Origin of the sequence: Halomonas sp. R57-5 (genome assembly GCF_900070345.1) — a bacterium.
In the GTDB taxonomy this organism is placed as follows: Bacteria; Pseudomonadota; Gammaproteobacteria; order Pseudomonadales; family Halomonadaceae; genus Vreelandella; species Vreelandella ventosae_B.
On sequence record NZ_LN813019.1, the window covers coordinates 447,835 to 462,683 of the forward strand.

Here is a 14,849-nt window from a genome sequence, read left to right on the forward strand (position 1 = left end):
CCAATTTTGGGGCGTTTCCATAGTTTTCAGCTCTCCTTCAAAAATTTGCTGCACCATGCAGTCTAGGTTTTTGCTGTCAAAGTTCATGAATTTATCGAGCTTATAGCCTTATTTTCGGGTTTTTTAGCGATTTTTTGCCTTTTTGGTGCGGTTTGAAACGATGCATTGAGCATTTTTGGGTGTCGATAATACTTCATTGACAAAAATGACTGTTGTGTCCAATCTTCAATTTATGGCGTTTGGTGACAGTGATCATTCGCCTGCTGCAAGCACACCATGACCAAGTATTAATAACGAGGTGTTCAAAATGGCTAAAAAAGAGATTCTCTGCGCATTTGGTGTTGACGTTGATGCCGTCGCTGGCTGGCTGGGGTCGTACGGTGGTGAGGATTCGCCCGACGATATTTCCCGCGGTTTGTTTGCTGGTGAAGTGGGGGCGCCGCGTCTGCTTAAACTGTTTGAGCGATACAACCTGAAGACGACCTGGTTCATTCCCGGCCACAGCATTGAGACCTTTCCAGAGCAGATGAAAGCGGTCGTTGATGCTGGTCACGAGGTTGGCGTTCATGGCTATAGTCACGAAAACCCGATCGCCATGACGCGAGAGCAAGAGCGGGACGTGCTGGACTACAACATTGAGCTGGTCACCAAGCTATCCGGTAAGCGACCGACAGGCTATGTGGCCCCGTGGTGGGAGTTTAGTCCGGTCACCAATGAGCTTTTACTTGAGCGTGGCATTAAGTATGACCACAGCTTAATGCACAATGATTTCCACCCCTATTACGTTCGCGTCGGCGACTCCTGGACAAAGATTGATTACTCCAAGCCTGCAAAGGAATGGATGAAGCCGCTGGTTCGCGGCGAGGAAACCGATTTGATCGAGATTCCTGCCAACTGGTATCTCGATGACCTCCCACCGATGATGTTCATCAAAAAGTCGCCTAACAGTCATGGTTTTGTTAGCCCACGCCACTTGGGTGAAATGTGGCAAGACCAGTTTGATTGGGTCTACCGCGAGAACGACTACGCGGTGTTTACCATGACCATTCACCCTGATGTTTCGGGCCGCCCTCAAGTGCTGATGATGCTTGAGCGTCTGATTGAGCATATGCAGAGCCATGAGGGTGTGCGCTTCTGTACCTTCGATGAGATCGCTGATGACTTCGCTAAGCGCAGCCCGCGTAGTTGAAGTCGATAAGCATTATTAATAATACAAAACGATAATTGAAAAGAGGGTGAAGTCGATGGCCGAGCCAAATTCAAATACGACTTCCGAGGCAAGTCAGCACGCTGATGAGCCCTGGAATGCTGTCATCACTAAAAAACAGATCGGCTATGCCTCGCTGGTTTGTTTCATTGCCTGGGTGGCGTCGGTCTACGACTACACCCTGTTTGGAACATTGCTTCCTGTCATTGCTGAGGATTTTGGTTGGAGTGCGGCTAAAGCCACTGCCATTAACACCTTTGCAACGATAGGCGTATTTTTGGTTTCGCTGGTAGTCGGCTTCATGCTTGACCGTTATGGGCGCAAGAAAACGCTGATTTTACTGGTGATTGGTGGAGCAGTGAGTTCTGGGCTATCGGGTGTCGCCATAGGAGCGGCTTCGATGGTTATTATTCGCGCCTTCTCTGGCTTTGCGGTTTCAGAAGAGGTAGTCAACGCCGTTTATCTCAATGAGATCTATAAGAAGGCCAAGGGTCGGGGCTTCATGTACAGCCTTGTACAGAGTGGCTGGCCTGTGGGTGCTCTACTAGCTGCAGGTATGACCTCATTGTTATTGCCCATCGTGGGCTGGCGCGGCAGCTTCTTTGTTGCCGCTTGTGCCTCGATTATCGTGATCGTGATGGCAGTCAAGTTGCCTGAATCGCCCGTGTTTGCGGCTATTAAAGAAGTAGAGCGTCGTCGTAAGGCTGGAGACGCAGAAGGCGCAGCAAAGTTGGCTGCTGAGCAAGATATTGAGGTCGACACTGGAAACAATCTGGGTCTAAAAGGGGKTTTTTCACCAGAATTGCGCCGTCATACCATCTCGCTATCGTTGGTTTGGCTATTCAGTTGGATGGCAATTCAAGTCTTCGCTGTGCTGGGTACCACCGTACTAGTTGAAGCGAAGGGGGTTAGTTTTGAAAACTCTCTTTACGTGTTGATTCTGGCTAACGCCGTTGGCTTTGTCGGCTATCTGAGCCATGGCTGGATGGGAGATCGTATCGGCCGCCGTAACACCGTGCTGATGGGGTTCCTGCTGGGCGGTTTAGCCAGCATCGTTATGTTGCTTGGCCCAGCGGATGACAGCTTTATCTACATGATGTACGCCATCACACTGTTTTTCCTGCTTGGCCCTTTTGCGGCAATTCTGTTCTATATGGGCGAATCTTTCCCTGCGCACGTTCGTGGTACGGGGACTAACGTGGCTCACGTAATGGCCCCGGTAGGCGCGATTATTGGTTCCGGCTTGGTTTCCATACTGCTGACGATTGGCGTCAGTATGATTTGGGCAGCGATTTTGGCGGGCTCTTTGCCATTAGTTCTCAGTGGCTTGTTGATGTTCGGTACGCGCCATGTGGATCACCTCGAAAATGACCCAATAGAGGAGGCTGTGGCATGAGCGTATTAGCGCGCGACGATGGTTTGGCAGGCAAGGTGGCTATCATCTCAGGTGCCGCTAGCGGCATTGGGCAAGCCCTTGCCGTCAGCTATGCCAAGGCTGGCGTTAAGGTAGTGGCAGGCTACTACCCGAACGACCCCCATGATGTAGAGGAAACGGTTTCCGCGGTAAAAGCCATTGGCGGAGAGTGTGTGGCGGTTGCCTTAGATGTGAGAGATGCCAATCAATGTGATCACTTTGCGCAGCAGGCTATCGACACCTTTGGTGCCCTACACATCGTTGTTGCCGGTGCTGGCATTCTACGCCAGGCACCCTTAGGTGAGCTTACCGATCAAGCATGGGACGACATGCTATCAGTCGACTTGACGGGGGTAATGAGAGTCTTCCGTAGCGCTTCCAAGTTAATGCAGGAAGGCGGCGCTATGGTGGCTATTTCCTCTATCGCAGGGGGCGTGTATGGGTGGGATAACCACGCCCATTATGCGGCAGCCAAAAGTGGCTTAGTGGGCTTAGTAAAGTCTCTGGCAGTTGAGCTAGCCCCCCGAGGTATTCGTGTTAATACCCTGATTCCAGGACTGATCGAGACGCCTCAGTCTTTGGATCCCGTTAATTCGCTGGGGCCTGACGGCTTAGCGGCAGCCGGTAAATCAATTCCTTTAGGGCGTGTGGGGTATGCCGATGAAGCAGCCCGTACTGCGCGTTTTCTGAGCAGTGACGATGCAGCCTACGTAACAGGCCAGCAACTGGTGGTCGATGGTGGCTTGACCGTGCGTTGGCCGAGCTAATCGTTTGCCTATGAAGCGAGGAGACATCCTCGCTTCTTTTATTTAATAAGCTGGGTGATCCTTATGTCTAAAAAACTTCAGAGACAAGTTGCTCTTGTCGTGGGTGGTGCTAGCGGTATCGGCCGGGCTATTGCGGAGTGTTTTCATGCGGAAGGCGCCACCGTTGCTTTGGCTGATCGCAATCTTGAGGCATGTGAAGAAATAGCATTATTACTCGGGGAAAGTGCAACGCATCATGGTGTCGATGTCGCTGATGAAGCTTCTGTAAAGTCGATGGTTGATGAGGTGATAAATCATCACCAAGTTATCGATGTGCTGGTCAACTGTGCGGGCATTTTGGATGAAACGCCTTTCTTAGACATGTCTGCTGAGACGTTCGATCGAATGATCAGTATTAATCTGCGCGGTGCTTTCTTGGTGGGACGCTATGTTGCCGAGCAGATGGTGAAGCGAAAAAGCGGCCGGATCATCAATATTTCCTCCCAGCTAGCGCTCAAAGGGGGAGTGGGTTTATCTCACTATTGCTCAGCGAAGGCTGGGCTATTGGGGCTTACTAAATCGATGGCTAGAGAGTTAGCACCTTATGGGATTCTTACCAATGCCATCGCACCAGGCCCTATTTTAACCCCGATGTTAGAAGGGCTTAGTAAAGAGTGGGTGGCCAATAAAGAAGCCGAACTTCCTCTCGGTCGGTTTGGAACAGCAGAAGAAGTGGCGCCCACGGCGCTTATGCTCGCTGCCTCTCCCGATGGCGATCTTTACCTTGGGCAAACGCTCGGGCCTAACAGTGGCGACGTCATGTAGCGGGCTGAAAATAGACTTATGCTAAGCCTTATTCTTGTAAAGTGGTTTTCCACCACGTTGGTGGTGGTCTGCGTATCGCTTGCAGCCGTTCGCCTGGGCCCCAAGATCGGAGGTGTTTTGGCAGGTACGCCAATAGTGCTGGGCCCTGGCTTCTTTTTTATGATTCGTGAGCAATCTGACCCCTTCGTCGCTGATGCAGCACTGGGCTCTTTGCATGCTATGTTGGCGACGTTGATGTTCTGTCTTAGCTATGTGCTGCTGGCTAAGAGATTGGGGGCTTTTGCGAGTGTTGCTTGCTCTGCACTTATTTGGTTACTGGCTGCAGCAATAGCGGATCAGCTACCAGGAGGCGTTTTCTTCGCGTTGGCGCTTTTTGGTGCAACGTTACTTTTTTCGCGGGTTTACATTAATTCAATTGGGCTTTCTTCCAAAACCGTTTCGGCACCCGTACGCTGGGTAGACTTACTCATTCGCGGGGTATTAGCGGGAGGTGTTGTCTGCTTGGCGACAATTCTGTTGGTTAATGTCGACCCTGCTGTCTCGGGTATTGTGCTGAGTTTCCCCATCGGCATGTTAACCATTGCTCTGACTCTTCATCAGCGATATGGGGTTGAAGTAGCGCGTGTTACGTTAGCCAATACGCAGCTTGGAATGCTCAGCTTAGTAGCGTTTAGTGCTGTGTTGAGTGCAAGTGTAGAATTGTTTCCTTCCAGTTTTGCATTTTGGCTTTCATTGTTTTTATCTCTTTTCGTTAGCACTTTTCTATGGCTTTTTAGTAGATGGGGGGATAGTGGCAAAGTTGTTTGTAAGTCCTGAGGAGAAGCCCAACGTGGTGAGCAAGGCAATCCTGGGAACCCCTCAGCTCACTCGTTCCCTAGGAACCTGACGCAGATGGCTAGCCGTTTGTCCGCCAGGCAGGGCGGCAATCATATCAGCCGCTTCTAGCAGTTTCGGTAGGTCAATACCGGTGGCTACTCCGCCGCCATGTAGGGCATATAACAAATCCTCTGTGGCGGTGTTGCCCGTGGCGCCCGGCGCGAATGGGCAGCCACCAAGTCCTGCGCAAGCGGTGTCGACTGCTGTGGCGCCATGGCTTATGGCGAAAAGGGCATTCGCTACCCCCATGCCAAACGTATTATGGCCGTGGAAGGCCCAGTTCACTCCTGCCCTGGCATGTCGTTCGCGCAATTGCGTGAAATAGTCGGCTACTTGGTAGGGTGTGGCTCGTCCGGTCGTGTCACAAAGCGCTACCTCTAGGGGCAAGTCCCCAATAAGCTCAAGTGCGGCGCTGAGAATACGATCAACCTGTTGCCAGCTAATGGTGCCTTCGAAGGGGCAGTCGAAGCTGGTGCCAAGGTCAAGGCGCAGTCGGCTGCCTTCGGTGCGGCGCATACGCTCAATCACCCTGTTCAGTTCTTGTATCGATTCATCAGGACTGCTTCGTACATTGCTTTTGTTATGGGATTCCGACACCGATACGACATAAACAACCTCGCGAATGCCGTGCTCCAACGCTAGTTCTGCACCCTTGAGGTTGGGCACCAGGGCAGAGAAGCGCACATCTTGCCGGTCAGCAAACGCCTTTACTAACTTGCCGGTATCGGCCATTTGGGGAATGGCCTTGGGGCTTACGAAAGAGCCAATCTCCAAGCGAGTGACGCCTGCATCGAGTAGCGCCTGTATACAGCGCTGTTTATCGACAGTGGGCAGTATGTTGCGTATCGATTGAAAACCGTCTCGTGGTGCAACCTCGACAAGTTCAATACTGGATGGCGGCGATAGGGGCGTCATTATCTGTTCTCCGCTGGTTGCTCCAAAGAGTGACGAAGGCGATTAGCCATGCGAGGTTACCTCTTCATGATGGCTCTTTATGATGGCTCTTTATGATGATTAGGACGAAAGCGCTTAGCGGCACGGGCAGCGTCAATGAGGAATTGTACCCCCAGGGCGGCGAAGCCGATGGGTAGCAGTGCATAGGGGTAAACCATTGGCGTTCCTAGCGAGCTTGAAACACGTTCGCTGTACTCAAACGCCTGCATCGTCATGATGCCGCCACGCCATACGAGAATTATGCAAAACAGCATGCCCAACAGGCCCGTCGTCAGGTCGATGAAGGCGCGGATACGCGTTGGCAGCTTATCTTTAAAGAAGGTAATACGGATATGGGCGTCGTGACGCTGTGCTTCGGCGGCGCCAATCACCGCTAGGTAAACCAGGAGAAAGGAGTTGATCTCCAGGCTCCAGCTAGTGGGGGCCGCGAAGACATATCGCATGGTGGCGTCATAGCAGATAGACACCATCATGAAGACCAACACTGCCATGGATGTCCAGCGTAGAACGGCCAATAGGCCGTCCCAGCTACGCATTGCCATTGTTGTCATTTCACTCTCCCTTAAGCGTTGCCAAGGGCCAGCGCGATGGCGCGATCGCCGACCTCCTCACCGACTTCTTCCTTCCAGTGATCCCAGACGTCCTGGACGCCGGCATTGAAGGCTTCAAGGTCTTCATCGGAAGGCTCGATAATCTCCACCCCGGCCTCCTCAATCTGGGGCCAGTACTCGTTGGGATAAATGTCGTTGTTGCAGTGCTCAATGAAGTTCTCGTCGTACCAGTCAGCTGCCTGCTGTAGTACGGCGCGCGCCTCGTCGTCAAGGTTGTCCCAGGTGTCCCGCAGCATGAAGGGAGCAACCGAGAAACCGGTGATCGGCAGCTTGTAACAGACCTGCAACTGCTCCTGGAGGCTGCGGCCGATCACCGTTGAGATATTGAATACCCCTGCGTCTACGGTTCCCCGTTGCAGTGCCATGTAGGTCTCGGAAGAAGGAATACGGGTCGCCCCCACGCTGTAAGGCTCAAAGGCCTTGGTGGCCTCAAAACCGACGATGCGAATCTTCTTCCCGCGTACATCCTCAAGGCGGCGGATGGGGCTAGCCTCGGTGCTCCATAGATACTCCGGTTCAAGGATGCCGCCACCGGAGGTGAGCATGTAGAGGTTGTCCTCTGCCAATACCTCGTTGATCAGCTCCATCAGCGGGCTTCCCTGGCGCAGGCGCTCCGGATGGCGATAGAGCTCGCCCACTACCCCAGGCAAACCGGTGACGCCCAGTATCGGGATAGAGCGGGTGACGTAGGAGAAGGKATGGAACATGAAGTCGATGCTGCGCGCTCGCAGCGCTGGTAACTGTTCGTCTACCTTGAGCAGTTGACCGGAGTCGTAAAACTCCACCGAGAGGGTATCGCCTCCCTGCTCTTTGAGCATCTCCACGAAGCGATTGGAGCCATAGGTCAATGCTTTGTAGGAGTCGGGCAGGTAGGTGACGCCCGTCAGCGTGGTGGCGGCGTAGCTGCGGGGGGCCAGCAGGCTATGGGTGCCAAACAGCATGGCACCGGCGGTGGCGAAGGTGCCGTACTTTAGAACTTGGCGGCGAGACAGTGTCATGGTGAATCTCCTGATTGTTGTTGTAAGAATCTGCAGTAAGAGTCTGTTGTAAAGGTTTGTTGTGATGCACCTTTGTAACGTTGCACTTCACTGACGTTGAAACACCGGGGCTACATCAGCCCCGGCAACCACAGGCTGAGGCCAGGGAAGAACACAAACAGCATCAGCACGAGGAACTGAACGGCGACAAATGGCAGTGCGCTTTTGATGATTTCTTCCACTGAGAGCTCGGGGCAGACCCCACGCAGCGCGTAGAGGTTAAGCCCCACCGGGGGAGTGACCACGGCAATCTCAAGGTTGAGCACCATCACAATACCGAACCACAGTGGGTCGTAGCCTAGGGCGGTGACCAGTGGCAGCAGTACCGGGGTGGTCACCACGATCAGCGACACGGCATCGACAATCATGCCCAGTAGGATCAGCAGTAGCATTACCGCCACCAAGATCGCCCAGGCGGGCAGGCCGGTGGCGGTGAGTGCTTCGGTGAGGAGTTGCGGTACTCGCMCCATGTTGAGATAGTCGCCGAAGATCTTGGCACAGCCGATAATGAGTAGGATGGCACCGCTGACGCGCGCAGTCGTCGCCAGTATCTCCAGGAACTTGCGCCAGCTGAGACTGCGAAATATCAGGGTGGCGATCAAAAAGGCGCCAGCCGCGCCAATGCCCGCGGCTTCGCTGGGCGTGGCGAGGCCCGAGTAGATCGAGCCCAGCACAACCACTACCAACAGCGCGGCGTGCCAAATGTTAGCCAGGCTCGCCCAGCGCTCTTTCCAGGTAAAGCGCTCCTTACTGGCTGGCGCCTCCTCAGGGTTCAGCCACACTCGAATGTAGATGAACAGTGATAATGCTAACGCGAGCACAATGCCGGGAASGATGCCGCCGATAAATAGATCCGCCACAGAGACGCTAGAGACGGCACCATAGATAATAAAGGGCACGCTAGGTGGGATCAGCATGGCCAGGGCCCCAGCACTAACAACGGCACCCGCGGCTAATGATCGGCTATAACCGCGCTGGAGCATCTGCGGTACGGCAATGGATCCCACTGCCGCCACACCCGCTAGGCTTACCCCTGATACGGCGCCGAACATGGCCGAAGCCCCCACCGAAGAGATTGCCAGACTGCCCCGCAGCCAGTTGAGCCAGCGTACGGCGGCAGTGAAAAGACTCGACCCCACCGGTGTAGCTCCCAGGAAGTTACCCATCAGAATAAACAGTGGCAGGGCAATTAGCTCGAAGGCATTCAGCTGACCAAACAGTGATGTGGGGGCGAAAAAGAAAGCCAGTGAGCCGCGCGCCATATAGAGGCCGACTAACCCGGATAAGCCCAGAGCTAGAAAAATAGGGAAGCCGATGACAATCAGCCCGACTAAAATGGCAAGAACGATAATGGGATCCATGATGCTCTCCCCCTCAGATCACGTTGTCGGCGCGAAGAGCGTCGAGAGTATCGGCTGAGAGCGCCAGCCAGTCGGCGAGTACTGTATGGGTGTGTTCGCCCAGGGCAGGGCCGACGCTACGTACACTGCCTGGGGTGCTGGAGAGCCGTGGGAAAACATTTTGCATCGGCAATGGGCGGCCATGGCGATCAGGCACCTCTACAATCGATTCACGCGCCTGGARGTGTGGATCGTCCAGCATATCGGGAGCTCGGTAGACTAACCCTGCTGGCACTCCCGCCTCGGCGAGGATATCCACGATGTGAGAAGCGTCGTGCTGCTGGGTCCAGGCCGCAACAAGGTCGTCGATAGCCTGCTGGTTCTCCCCGCGTGCGCGATGGGTCGCGTAGTCAGGGTGGTCGGCTAGTCGAGGTTGCCCCATGGCCTCACAGAGGCGGCGGAAGACGGTGTCCTGATTGGCTCCAATAATAACGTCGCGTCCGTCACGGGCTGGGTACGCATTTGAAGGAGCAATTTTGGGCAAGAAGCTGCCGCTGCGCTCGCGGACTTTTCCCGCCCGGGCATACTCGGGAATTAAGTTCTCCATCATGGCCAGTACAGACTCAAATATCGAGCTATCGACCACTTGCCCTTGTCCGCTTCGCTCGCGCTGATGAAGGGCCATCATGGTGCCTAGCGCTGCGTGCAAGCCAGCCAGTGTGTCGCCGATTGAGATGCCGACCCGCACCGGGGGGCGATCAGGATAGCCGCTTAAATAGCGTAGCCCACCCATGGCTTCGCATACGGAAGCAAACCCAGCCCTGGTTGCATAAGGGCCATCTTGGCCAAAGCCAGTGACCCGCACCATGACCAGCTTTGGGTTGTGGCGGGAGAGTTCGTCGTAGCTTAATCCCCAGCGCTCCATGGTGCCGGGGCGAAAGTTTTCGATGATGACATCAGCATGCGCCGCTAATTGACGCAGCACGTCTTGCCCGCGTTGCTGACGAAGGTCGAGGGTCAGCGATTGTTTGTTGCGGCCAATAATGTTCCACCACAATGGATCGCCACTCTCCTGGTCGGCTTCTCCCCACTGCCGCATAGCATCCCCCTTACCGGGAGGCTCGACTTTCACTACCTCAGCACCAAAATCTGCAAGCACCTGGCCGCAATAGGGCCCTGCGATGAGTTGTCCTAGCTCAAGAACTTTAATGTTCTCAAGGGGAAGCGGGGAGGGCGTGTGTTGTTGTCTCATTGTTGTTCTTAGGCCTCTTTATAATCAATCAATGTCTCTTTAACCGGAGGGGGTATTGGTGTGCGGGACGTGCAATGCCTGTGCAGCCAGCAAGTGGGCGCGCATTACATTCTCAGCCCATTCGGGACTGCCAGCAGCAATGGCCTCCAGAATCTCGCGATGGTGACGCATGCTTCGGCGAAGGTTGGCAAGATCATAGTTGCCGAAGTTGCGATGAATGACCGATGTGCGAACGACATTTTCGAGCAAGTTAGCTAAACGTTGGTTGTTGCTAGCGAGAATCAGTGTTCGGTGAAATTCGTGATTAAGTGACGCAATGTCGCTGCGTGATTCAGTGTTTGTGTCGACCTGTTCGGTGAGGGATTCCATTTGGGTCGCTAGTATTTCTAAAGACTTAAAGCATGACTTGCTTATCTGTGTGGAGGCTAAGCGAACCGCTAAGGGCTCTAGCACCAAACGTAATTCGAATACTTCGCGCGCATCTTTTGCCGTCCAAGCCACCACGCGTGCGCCACGGTGGGGAATGGCTTCGAGCCAACCCTCCGAGACTAGCTCGCGCAGTGCCTCGCGCACGGGAGTGCGACTGACGTTAAGCTCGCTGGCTACGCTTGTTTCACGAAGGTATTCGTTCGCCTGGTAATGGCCATTTAGAATCCGCTTCTTAATTACCTCATGGACTCTAGCCGTGGCGGTCTGAACCACGCTTGATGAGTTTGCGGGTATAGCATCCATCGATTGTTCGCCCAAGATTGCATACAATTTATAAGGTAGATCACAATTTTATGAGTTAAAAACTAGACTTTAGTCTTTTTTGTATGCAACCGACGTAGGGCAATTCGGTCACTAGCGGTTGAAACCGGCCTTCGAAGCGAGGGACGCAGGCCCTTTTTGGTTGTGATCAAGTGGCGCTCCCCACGCCCATTTTTCAAACTTCGCGCGCTCAATAACTAAGTGCAACACCCTCGGAAATGCGCCAGACGTTCACCTAAGGTCAGGGGCGTGAGTTGGTGCGCCATGCCGAGATTACCCAGAAAACAGGGACGGCGATCTACTTCGCTGATCCACATAGTCCCTGGCAGTGAGCCGTCAACGGGAACACCAACGGCCTCTTACGTCAGTACATGCCTAAGGGGAAGGATCTGTCGGTGTTCAGTCAGGATGAACTGGATGCCATCGCCTTCCAGCTCAATACCCGACCTCGAAAGCGACTGGACTTCAAGGCACCGCTGGAGGTCTTTATGGATCTGATGAAGCGAACCCAGGAGGCGCCATCAGGCGTTCATTAATCCGGTGTTGCGCTCTTAGAGTTGGAGACCGCACATCATGAAAGCTATCAATATCGCAGCCGCTATCGCTTTAGCACTCTTCTCTAATGTAGTTCTGGTGGAAAGAAGTTCTGGTCAAGATAATAAAATCTCTTACCCTGAATCGTCGTCTCAGCAGCAAGTGAGTGATGCAGAGTACTTTATGCTATCTGAGCTACAGGATCTGAATCGGTAATAAGGCATGCAGTGCTAATGTTTTTAATTAACACAGTGCGGGCCAGCAATGGCCCGCMCCGTTGTGTATCGACTACTCTTCCGGCTTCAGCTCTTCCTGCTTGGGTGGGCTGCCTACTCGCACTTCGCTGAGCTCCTCATGGGAAAGGCCGCGGTACAGTGCGAACATCATGATAAACACCAGAATAAACATCGGCAGGCCGACCACGGTGATCACCTCCTGCAGGGCGGTAAGCCCGGCATCGCCCGCCAGCACAATCAGCATGGCTGCCAGCATACCTTCGGATACGCCCCAGAATACCCGTTGGTGCCAGGGGCCAGGGTCTGAGCTGCCGGTACACAGCATATCGACGACCAGCGAGGCGGAGTCTGAAGAGGTGGCAAAGAAGATGGCGACGATTACCACCGCTAAGCCCTGAATCAAGGTAGCCGCGGGGAAGTTGTCAAAAAACGCGAACATGGCAAGCGGAATGCTTTCAGCGACGGCAGCGGACAAAACACCTGCTTGATCGCCCATGGCTGCCCGGGCCTCTGGCCCAATCCCGTCAATTTCCATCGCCGACCAGCCGAAGATCGCAAACCAGATCAGCGTAAAGATGGAGGGGGCGAACAGCACACCCAAAACGAATTCGCGAATAGTTCGCCCGCGGGAAATCCGTGCGACAAAGATGCCGATGAACGGCGACCAGGTGACTGTCCAGGCCCAATAGAACACCGTCCAACTGCCTTGCCACCCCCAGGCGCCGCCTTCGCTTGAGTAGCGTGCCAGGGTGTCATTCCAGAAAGCCATGGGCAGCAGGTTGGTGATGTAGAGGCCAAAGGTTTCAACAACCGCACGTAAAAGGAAAACGGTCGAACCGGTAAACAGTACAAATAACAGCAGGCCAACGGCCATGCCGATATTGATGTTCGAGAGCCGCTTAACGCCTGAATCAAGCCCCGCCACGATAGACCCCACGGCGACAGTGGTCAGAACGGCGATGATCAGCACTTTCGTTATCACCGCATCCGGAACACCAAACAATTCCGTTAGCCCGGCATTAATCTGCTGGGTGCCCAGGCCGATGGAAACCGCCACGCCAAACAGGGTGCCGAGAATGGCGAAGATATCTAAAGCTTTGCCGATAGGGCCGTAAATGCGCTCGCCTAACAGCGGAAAGAAAACCGAGCTGAAACGCATCGGCAGGTTGTAGCGATAGATAAAGTAAGCAAACGCCAGCCCCGGCATGGCGAAAATCGCCCAGGTATGGAGCCCCAGGTGATAAATCGAAAAGCTCATGGCATCATCGGCAGCGGCGACAGTGAAGGGCTCAACATCTGGCCGCGGGGGAGCTGCGAAGTGGGAAATCGGTTCGGCCACGCCCCAGAACATCAATACCGTGCCGATACCGCCAGCAAACAGCATGGCAAACCAGGAAGCGTTGGTATAGGCCGGTTTGGCATCATTGCCGCCCAGACGAATCGCCCCGAACCGGCTGATCGCCACCCACAGCAGGAACGCCACCCAGCTGGTGACCCCGAAAATAAAAAACCAGCCAAGGTTAGTCACTATCCATTGCCGCCCCGCGCCGAAGGCTTCGCCTATTGGGCCCGGCGCGATCAACAGCGCCACTAAAAAGAGGATCATAATCCCGGCAGAGGTGAAAAATATGGTGGGATCCGTCTTGAGGCCCAGCTTTCGCGCAAGTGCATCCATCGTTACGTCTCCCTTTATTTTTACGACCCGTCTTTAAAACCTGCCTCTCTAAACAACGTAGGAGCTATATGCGGATTACGCCAAGCTGGGCGCAGACAAAAGGGATACAGACATTGAGAAGCAGCCTTGCGAGCCGGGATACTCTGCGGCTCTGCCAATGCCTGACGAGACCTGAGTAGAATGAGCCGAGGGCGTTATGCAAACAGGGGGGGTAGCTATTGCGGTTGCGGTTTTGCGAGGGGGGGCTAGGAAGCGTCATCGTCCAGGTTCGAAAATCCAGAAACCTCTAAAAGTAAGTAAAGTATACGTCGATTAGGGTGCGTCTCGAACCCTCAATGTTTATTTAATAGTTTTACCTTAAATAAACATCAATTATGTAATGACACTTAGGACAATTAAATCTTGAAGAATTTGCATTTATCGGCACGGCTACAGGACCAGCACCCTGCGAGGCCATAATAAAATCGGAAAATGCAACAACCTGAGCGTACAGTTTTCCGCATTCAACCTCTTCCAAGGAGCTCGCTCTTTCAGCAAATTCACGCATTAAATTCATAAACTGTTCGTCATGCATAGTAATTTACCTCATTCACTAAAATAGTCTGTGAAGATCAGGCCACCACTGCCAAGCATTTTCTAAAACTTTGACTCCACTTGCTTTTTTTGATGCAACCCTATCATGAAAGTCTTCCATGGTTTTTTCAAGGCCCATATCTTGCAAGATCTTCCACTCAATTGAGTCATTTTTTTTTAGCATGGCAATCAGGTTAAACCAGTCACCGTGCTTTCGGATATAATTCTCTTTCTCTTCTATTTTATAAGAGTCTAGAGTTAGTATATAATTTGCCTCGCCTACATCATGATAATTATCAAGGAAGTAATCTATCAATTGTAAAGAAAGCACATGCTTATCTCTTTTCTTCGAAAAGTAGATAGTTATCAAGGCGGCTGCAACACTACTGCCGGCCATTGAAGTAAATACGCTGATAAAGAGCATTGAAGTATTATTCATGTCTAATTCTCAAGTTATCTATGCTGAGCGATGCGTTGTTTAACCATCAGAACCCTTAAGTATTTTATAAAAAAAATAGGCTAATAATTCTCGGTCGTCTAGGCTCTGTAGTTTAAATCCGTTGGCTTAGTTTTTTCTGATATTTATGGCTAGTCTTTTTTTTGTATTAGATTGATTGCGTTTTTAGAAGTGTTTTTTGAATCAATAAAAATTCTAACTATATGGTAGATGAGAGAAATTTCTCGCTGAGAAAAATCAATAGAAACTAATCCATGATGTTGATGAAAAAAGTAGTGGCTTCCGAGAGGTGTGAAAAATACTACTAAATACTTATCCTGAATTAATCGCGCAATCATTCCCATAGCTACCGATTGGTAGCT

General features: G+C 52.8%; 15 protein-coding genes and 1 pseudogene. 7 read left to right on the forward strand and 9 right to left on the reverse strand.

The genetic code is table 11. The annotated features are described in order from the left end of the window. The first annotated feature begins 307 nt into the window (after nucleotides 1-307). From HALO_RS02050 to HALO_RS02070, 5 genes are all read left to right on the forward strand, one after another. Complete coding sequence (locus tag HALO_RS02050) at nucleotides 308-1,189, forward strand: polysaccharide deacetylase family protein (protein ID WP_027957865.1); 882 nt, start codon at nucleotides 308-310, stop codon at nucleotides 1,187-1,189. A gap of 55 nt (nucleotides 1,190-1,244) precedes the next feature. Then, nucleotides 1,245-2,603, forward strand: coding sequence for an MFS transporter (locus HALO_RS02055; RefSeq protein ID WP_050712954.1), 1,359 nt, complete (start codon nucleotides 1,245-1,247; stop codon nucleotides 2,601-2,603). After that, entirely contained in the window at nucleotides 2,600-3,388 is a 789-nt protein-coding gene (locus HALO_RS02060) for an SDR family NAD(P)-dependent oxidoreductase (RefSeq protein ID WP_050712955.1), read from the forward strand. Before HALO_RS02055 ends, HALO_RS02060 begins: the two co-directional genes overlap by 4 nt. Nucleotides 3,389-3,451: 63 nt before the next feature. Then, on the forward strand, nucleotides 3,452-4,192 hold the full coding sequence (locus HALO_RS02065; RefSeq protein WP_035581516.1) for an SDR family NAD(P)-dependent oxidoreductase: 741 nt from the start codon (nucleotides 3,452-3,454) through the stop codon (nucleotides 4,190-4,192). Between the two features lie 18 nt (nucleotides 4,193-4,210). Further along, nucleotides 4,211-5,008 carry a hypothetical protein gene (locus tag HALO_RS02070; protein WP_035581514.1) on the forward strand — a complete coding sequence of 266 codons (798 nt, stop codon included), beginning with the start codon at nucleotides 4,211-4,213 and terminating at the stop codon, nucleotides 5,006-5,008. A gap of 42 nt (nucleotides 5,009-5,050) precedes the next feature. Here the strand turns inward: HALO_RS02070 and HALO_RS02075 are convergent, their stop codons facing one another. The 6 genes from HALO_RS02075 to HALO_RS02100 all read right to left on the reverse strand — a co-directional run bounded on the left by HALO_RS02075 (nucleotide 5,051) and on the right by HALO_RS02100 (nucleotide 10,994). After that, nucleotides 5,051-5,983, reverse strand: coding sequence for a hydroxymethylglutaryl-CoA lyase (locus HALO_RS02075; RefSeq protein WP_035581512.1), 933 nt, complete (start codon nucleotides 5,981-5,983; stop codon nucleotides 5,051-5,053). A gap of 77 nt (nucleotides 5,984-6,060) precedes the next feature. Then, nucleotides 6,061-6,573: a TRAP transporter small permease gene (locus HALO_RS02080; protein WP_035581511.1), complete on the reverse strand. Its 513-nt coding sequence runs from the start codon at nucleotides 6,571-6,573 to the stop codon at nucleotides 6,061-6,063. 11 nt (nucleotides 6,574-6,584) lie between these two features. Then, nucleotides 6,585-7,631: a TRAP transporter substrate-binding protein gene (locus HALO_RS02085; protein WP_050712956.1), complete on the reverse strand. Its 1,047-nt coding sequence runs from the start codon at nucleotides 7,629-7,631 to the stop codon at nucleotides 6,585-6,587. A gap of 110 nt (nucleotides 7,632-7,741) precedes the next feature. After that, nucleotides 7,742-9,031 (reverse strand): TRAP transporter large permease, encoded by a 1,290-nt coding sequence (locus HALO_RS02090; protein ID WP_172821648.1) that lies wholly within the window; start codon nucleotides 9,029-9,031, stop codon nucleotides 7,742-7,744. A 13-nt stretch (nucleotides 9,032-9,044) separates the two neighbouring features. Continuing rightward, entirely contained in the window at nucleotides 9,045-10,262 is a 1,218-nt protein-coding gene (locus HALO_RS02095) for a CaiB/BaiF CoA transferase family protein (RefSeq protein ID WP_050712958.1), read from the reverse strand. 39 nt (nucleotides 10,263-10,301) lie between these two features. Further along, the gene (locus HALO_RS02100) at nucleotides 10,302-10,994 is read right to left on the reverse strand and encodes a GntR family transcriptional regulator (RefSeq protein WP_050712959.1); all 693 of its coding nucleotides are present in this window, start codon (nucleotides 10,992-10,994) and stop codon (nucleotides 10,302-10,304) included. Nucleotides 10,995-11,254: 260 nt separating this feature from the next. Here HALO_RS02100 and HALO_RS02105 point away from each other — a divergent pair. Continuing rightward, nucleotides 11,255-11,548 (forward strand): annotated as a pseudogene (locus HALO_RS02105) (IS30 family transposase); the annotation flags it as partial. Nucleotides 11,549-11,585: 37 nt separating this feature from the next. Then, nucleotides 11,586-11,762 carry a hypothetical protein gene (locus HALO_RS23175; RefSeq protein ID WP_172821649.1) on the forward strand — a complete coding sequence of 59 codons (177 nt, stop codon included), beginning with the start codon at nucleotides 11,586-11,588 and terminating at the stop codon, nucleotides 11,760-11,762. Between the two features lie 72 nt (nucleotides 11,763-11,834). Here HALO_RS23175 and HALO_RS02110 read toward each other — a convergent pair whose 3' ends face one another. From HALO_RS02110 to HALO_RS02115, 3 genes are all read right to left on the reverse strand, one after another. Continuing rightward, complete coding sequence (locus HALO_RS02110; protein WP_035581503.1) at nucleotides 11,835-13,457, reverse strand: BCCT family transporter; 1,623 nt, start codon at nucleotides 13,455-13,457, stop codon at nucleotides 11,835-11,837. A 352-nt stretch (nucleotides 13,458-13,809) separates the two neighbouring features. Then, nucleotides 13,810-14,031, reverse strand: coding sequence for a hypothetical protein (locus HALO_RS23015; RefSeq protein WP_152561139.1), 222 nt, complete (start codon nucleotides 14,029-14,031; stop codon nucleotides 13,810-13,812). A gap of 18 nt (nucleotides 14,032-14,049) precedes the next feature. Beyond that, nucleotides 14,050-14,469, reverse strand: a complete 420-nt coding sequence (locus HALO_RS02115) for a hypothetical protein (RefSeq protein ID WP_035581501.1) — start codon at nucleotides 14,467-14,469, stop codon at nucleotides 14,050-14,052. Between the last annotated feature and the right edge of the window lie 380 nt (nucleotides 14,470-14,849).

Bases quoted from the DNA above. Each gene is read 5' to 3' on its own strand.
- HALO_RS02050 (WP_027957865.1), top strand. From the start codon at position 308: ATGGCTAAAAAAGAGATTCTCTGCGCATTTGGTGTTGACGTTGATGCC.
- HALO_RS02060 (WP_050712955.1), top strand. From the start codon at position 2,600: ATGAGCGTATTAGCGCGCGACGATGGTTTGGCAGGCAAGGTGGCTATC.
- HALO_RS02065 (WP_035581516.1), top strand. From the start codon at position 3,452: ATGTCTAAAAAACTTCAGAGACAAGTTGCTCTTGTCGTGGGTGGTGCT.
- HALO_RS02070 (WP_035581514.1), top strand. From the start codon at position 4,211: ATGCTAAGCCTTATTCTTGTAAAGTGGTTTTCCACCACGTTGGTGGTG.
- HALO_RS02075 (WP_035581512.1), bottom strand. From the start codon at position 5,983: ATGACGCCCCTATCGCCGCCATCCAGTATTGAACTTGTCGAGGTTGCA.
- HALO_RS02080 (WP_035581511.1), bottom strand. From the start codon at position 6,573: ATGACAACAATGGCAATGCGTAGCTGGGACGGCCTATTGGCCGTTCTA.
- HALO_RS02100 (WP_050712959.1), bottom strand. From the start codon at position 10,994: ATGGATGCTATACCCGCAAACTCATCAAGCGTGGTTCAGACCGCCACG.
- HALO_RS23175 (WP_172821649.1), top strand. From the start codon at position 11,586: ATGAAAGCTATCAATATCGCAGCCGCTATCGCTTTAGCACTCTTCTCT.
- HALO_RS02110 (WP_035581503.1), bottom strand. From the start codon at position 13,457: ATGGATGCACTTGCGCGAAAGCTGGGCCTCAAGACGGATCCCACCATA.
- HALO_RS23015 (WP_152561139.1), bottom strand. From the start codon at position 14,031: ATGCATGACGAACAGTTTATGAATTTAATGCGTGAATTTGCTGAAAGA.
- HALO_RS02115 (WP_035581501.1), bottom strand. From the start codon at position 14,469: ATGAATAATACTTCAATGCTCTTTATCAGCGTATTTACTTCAATGGCC.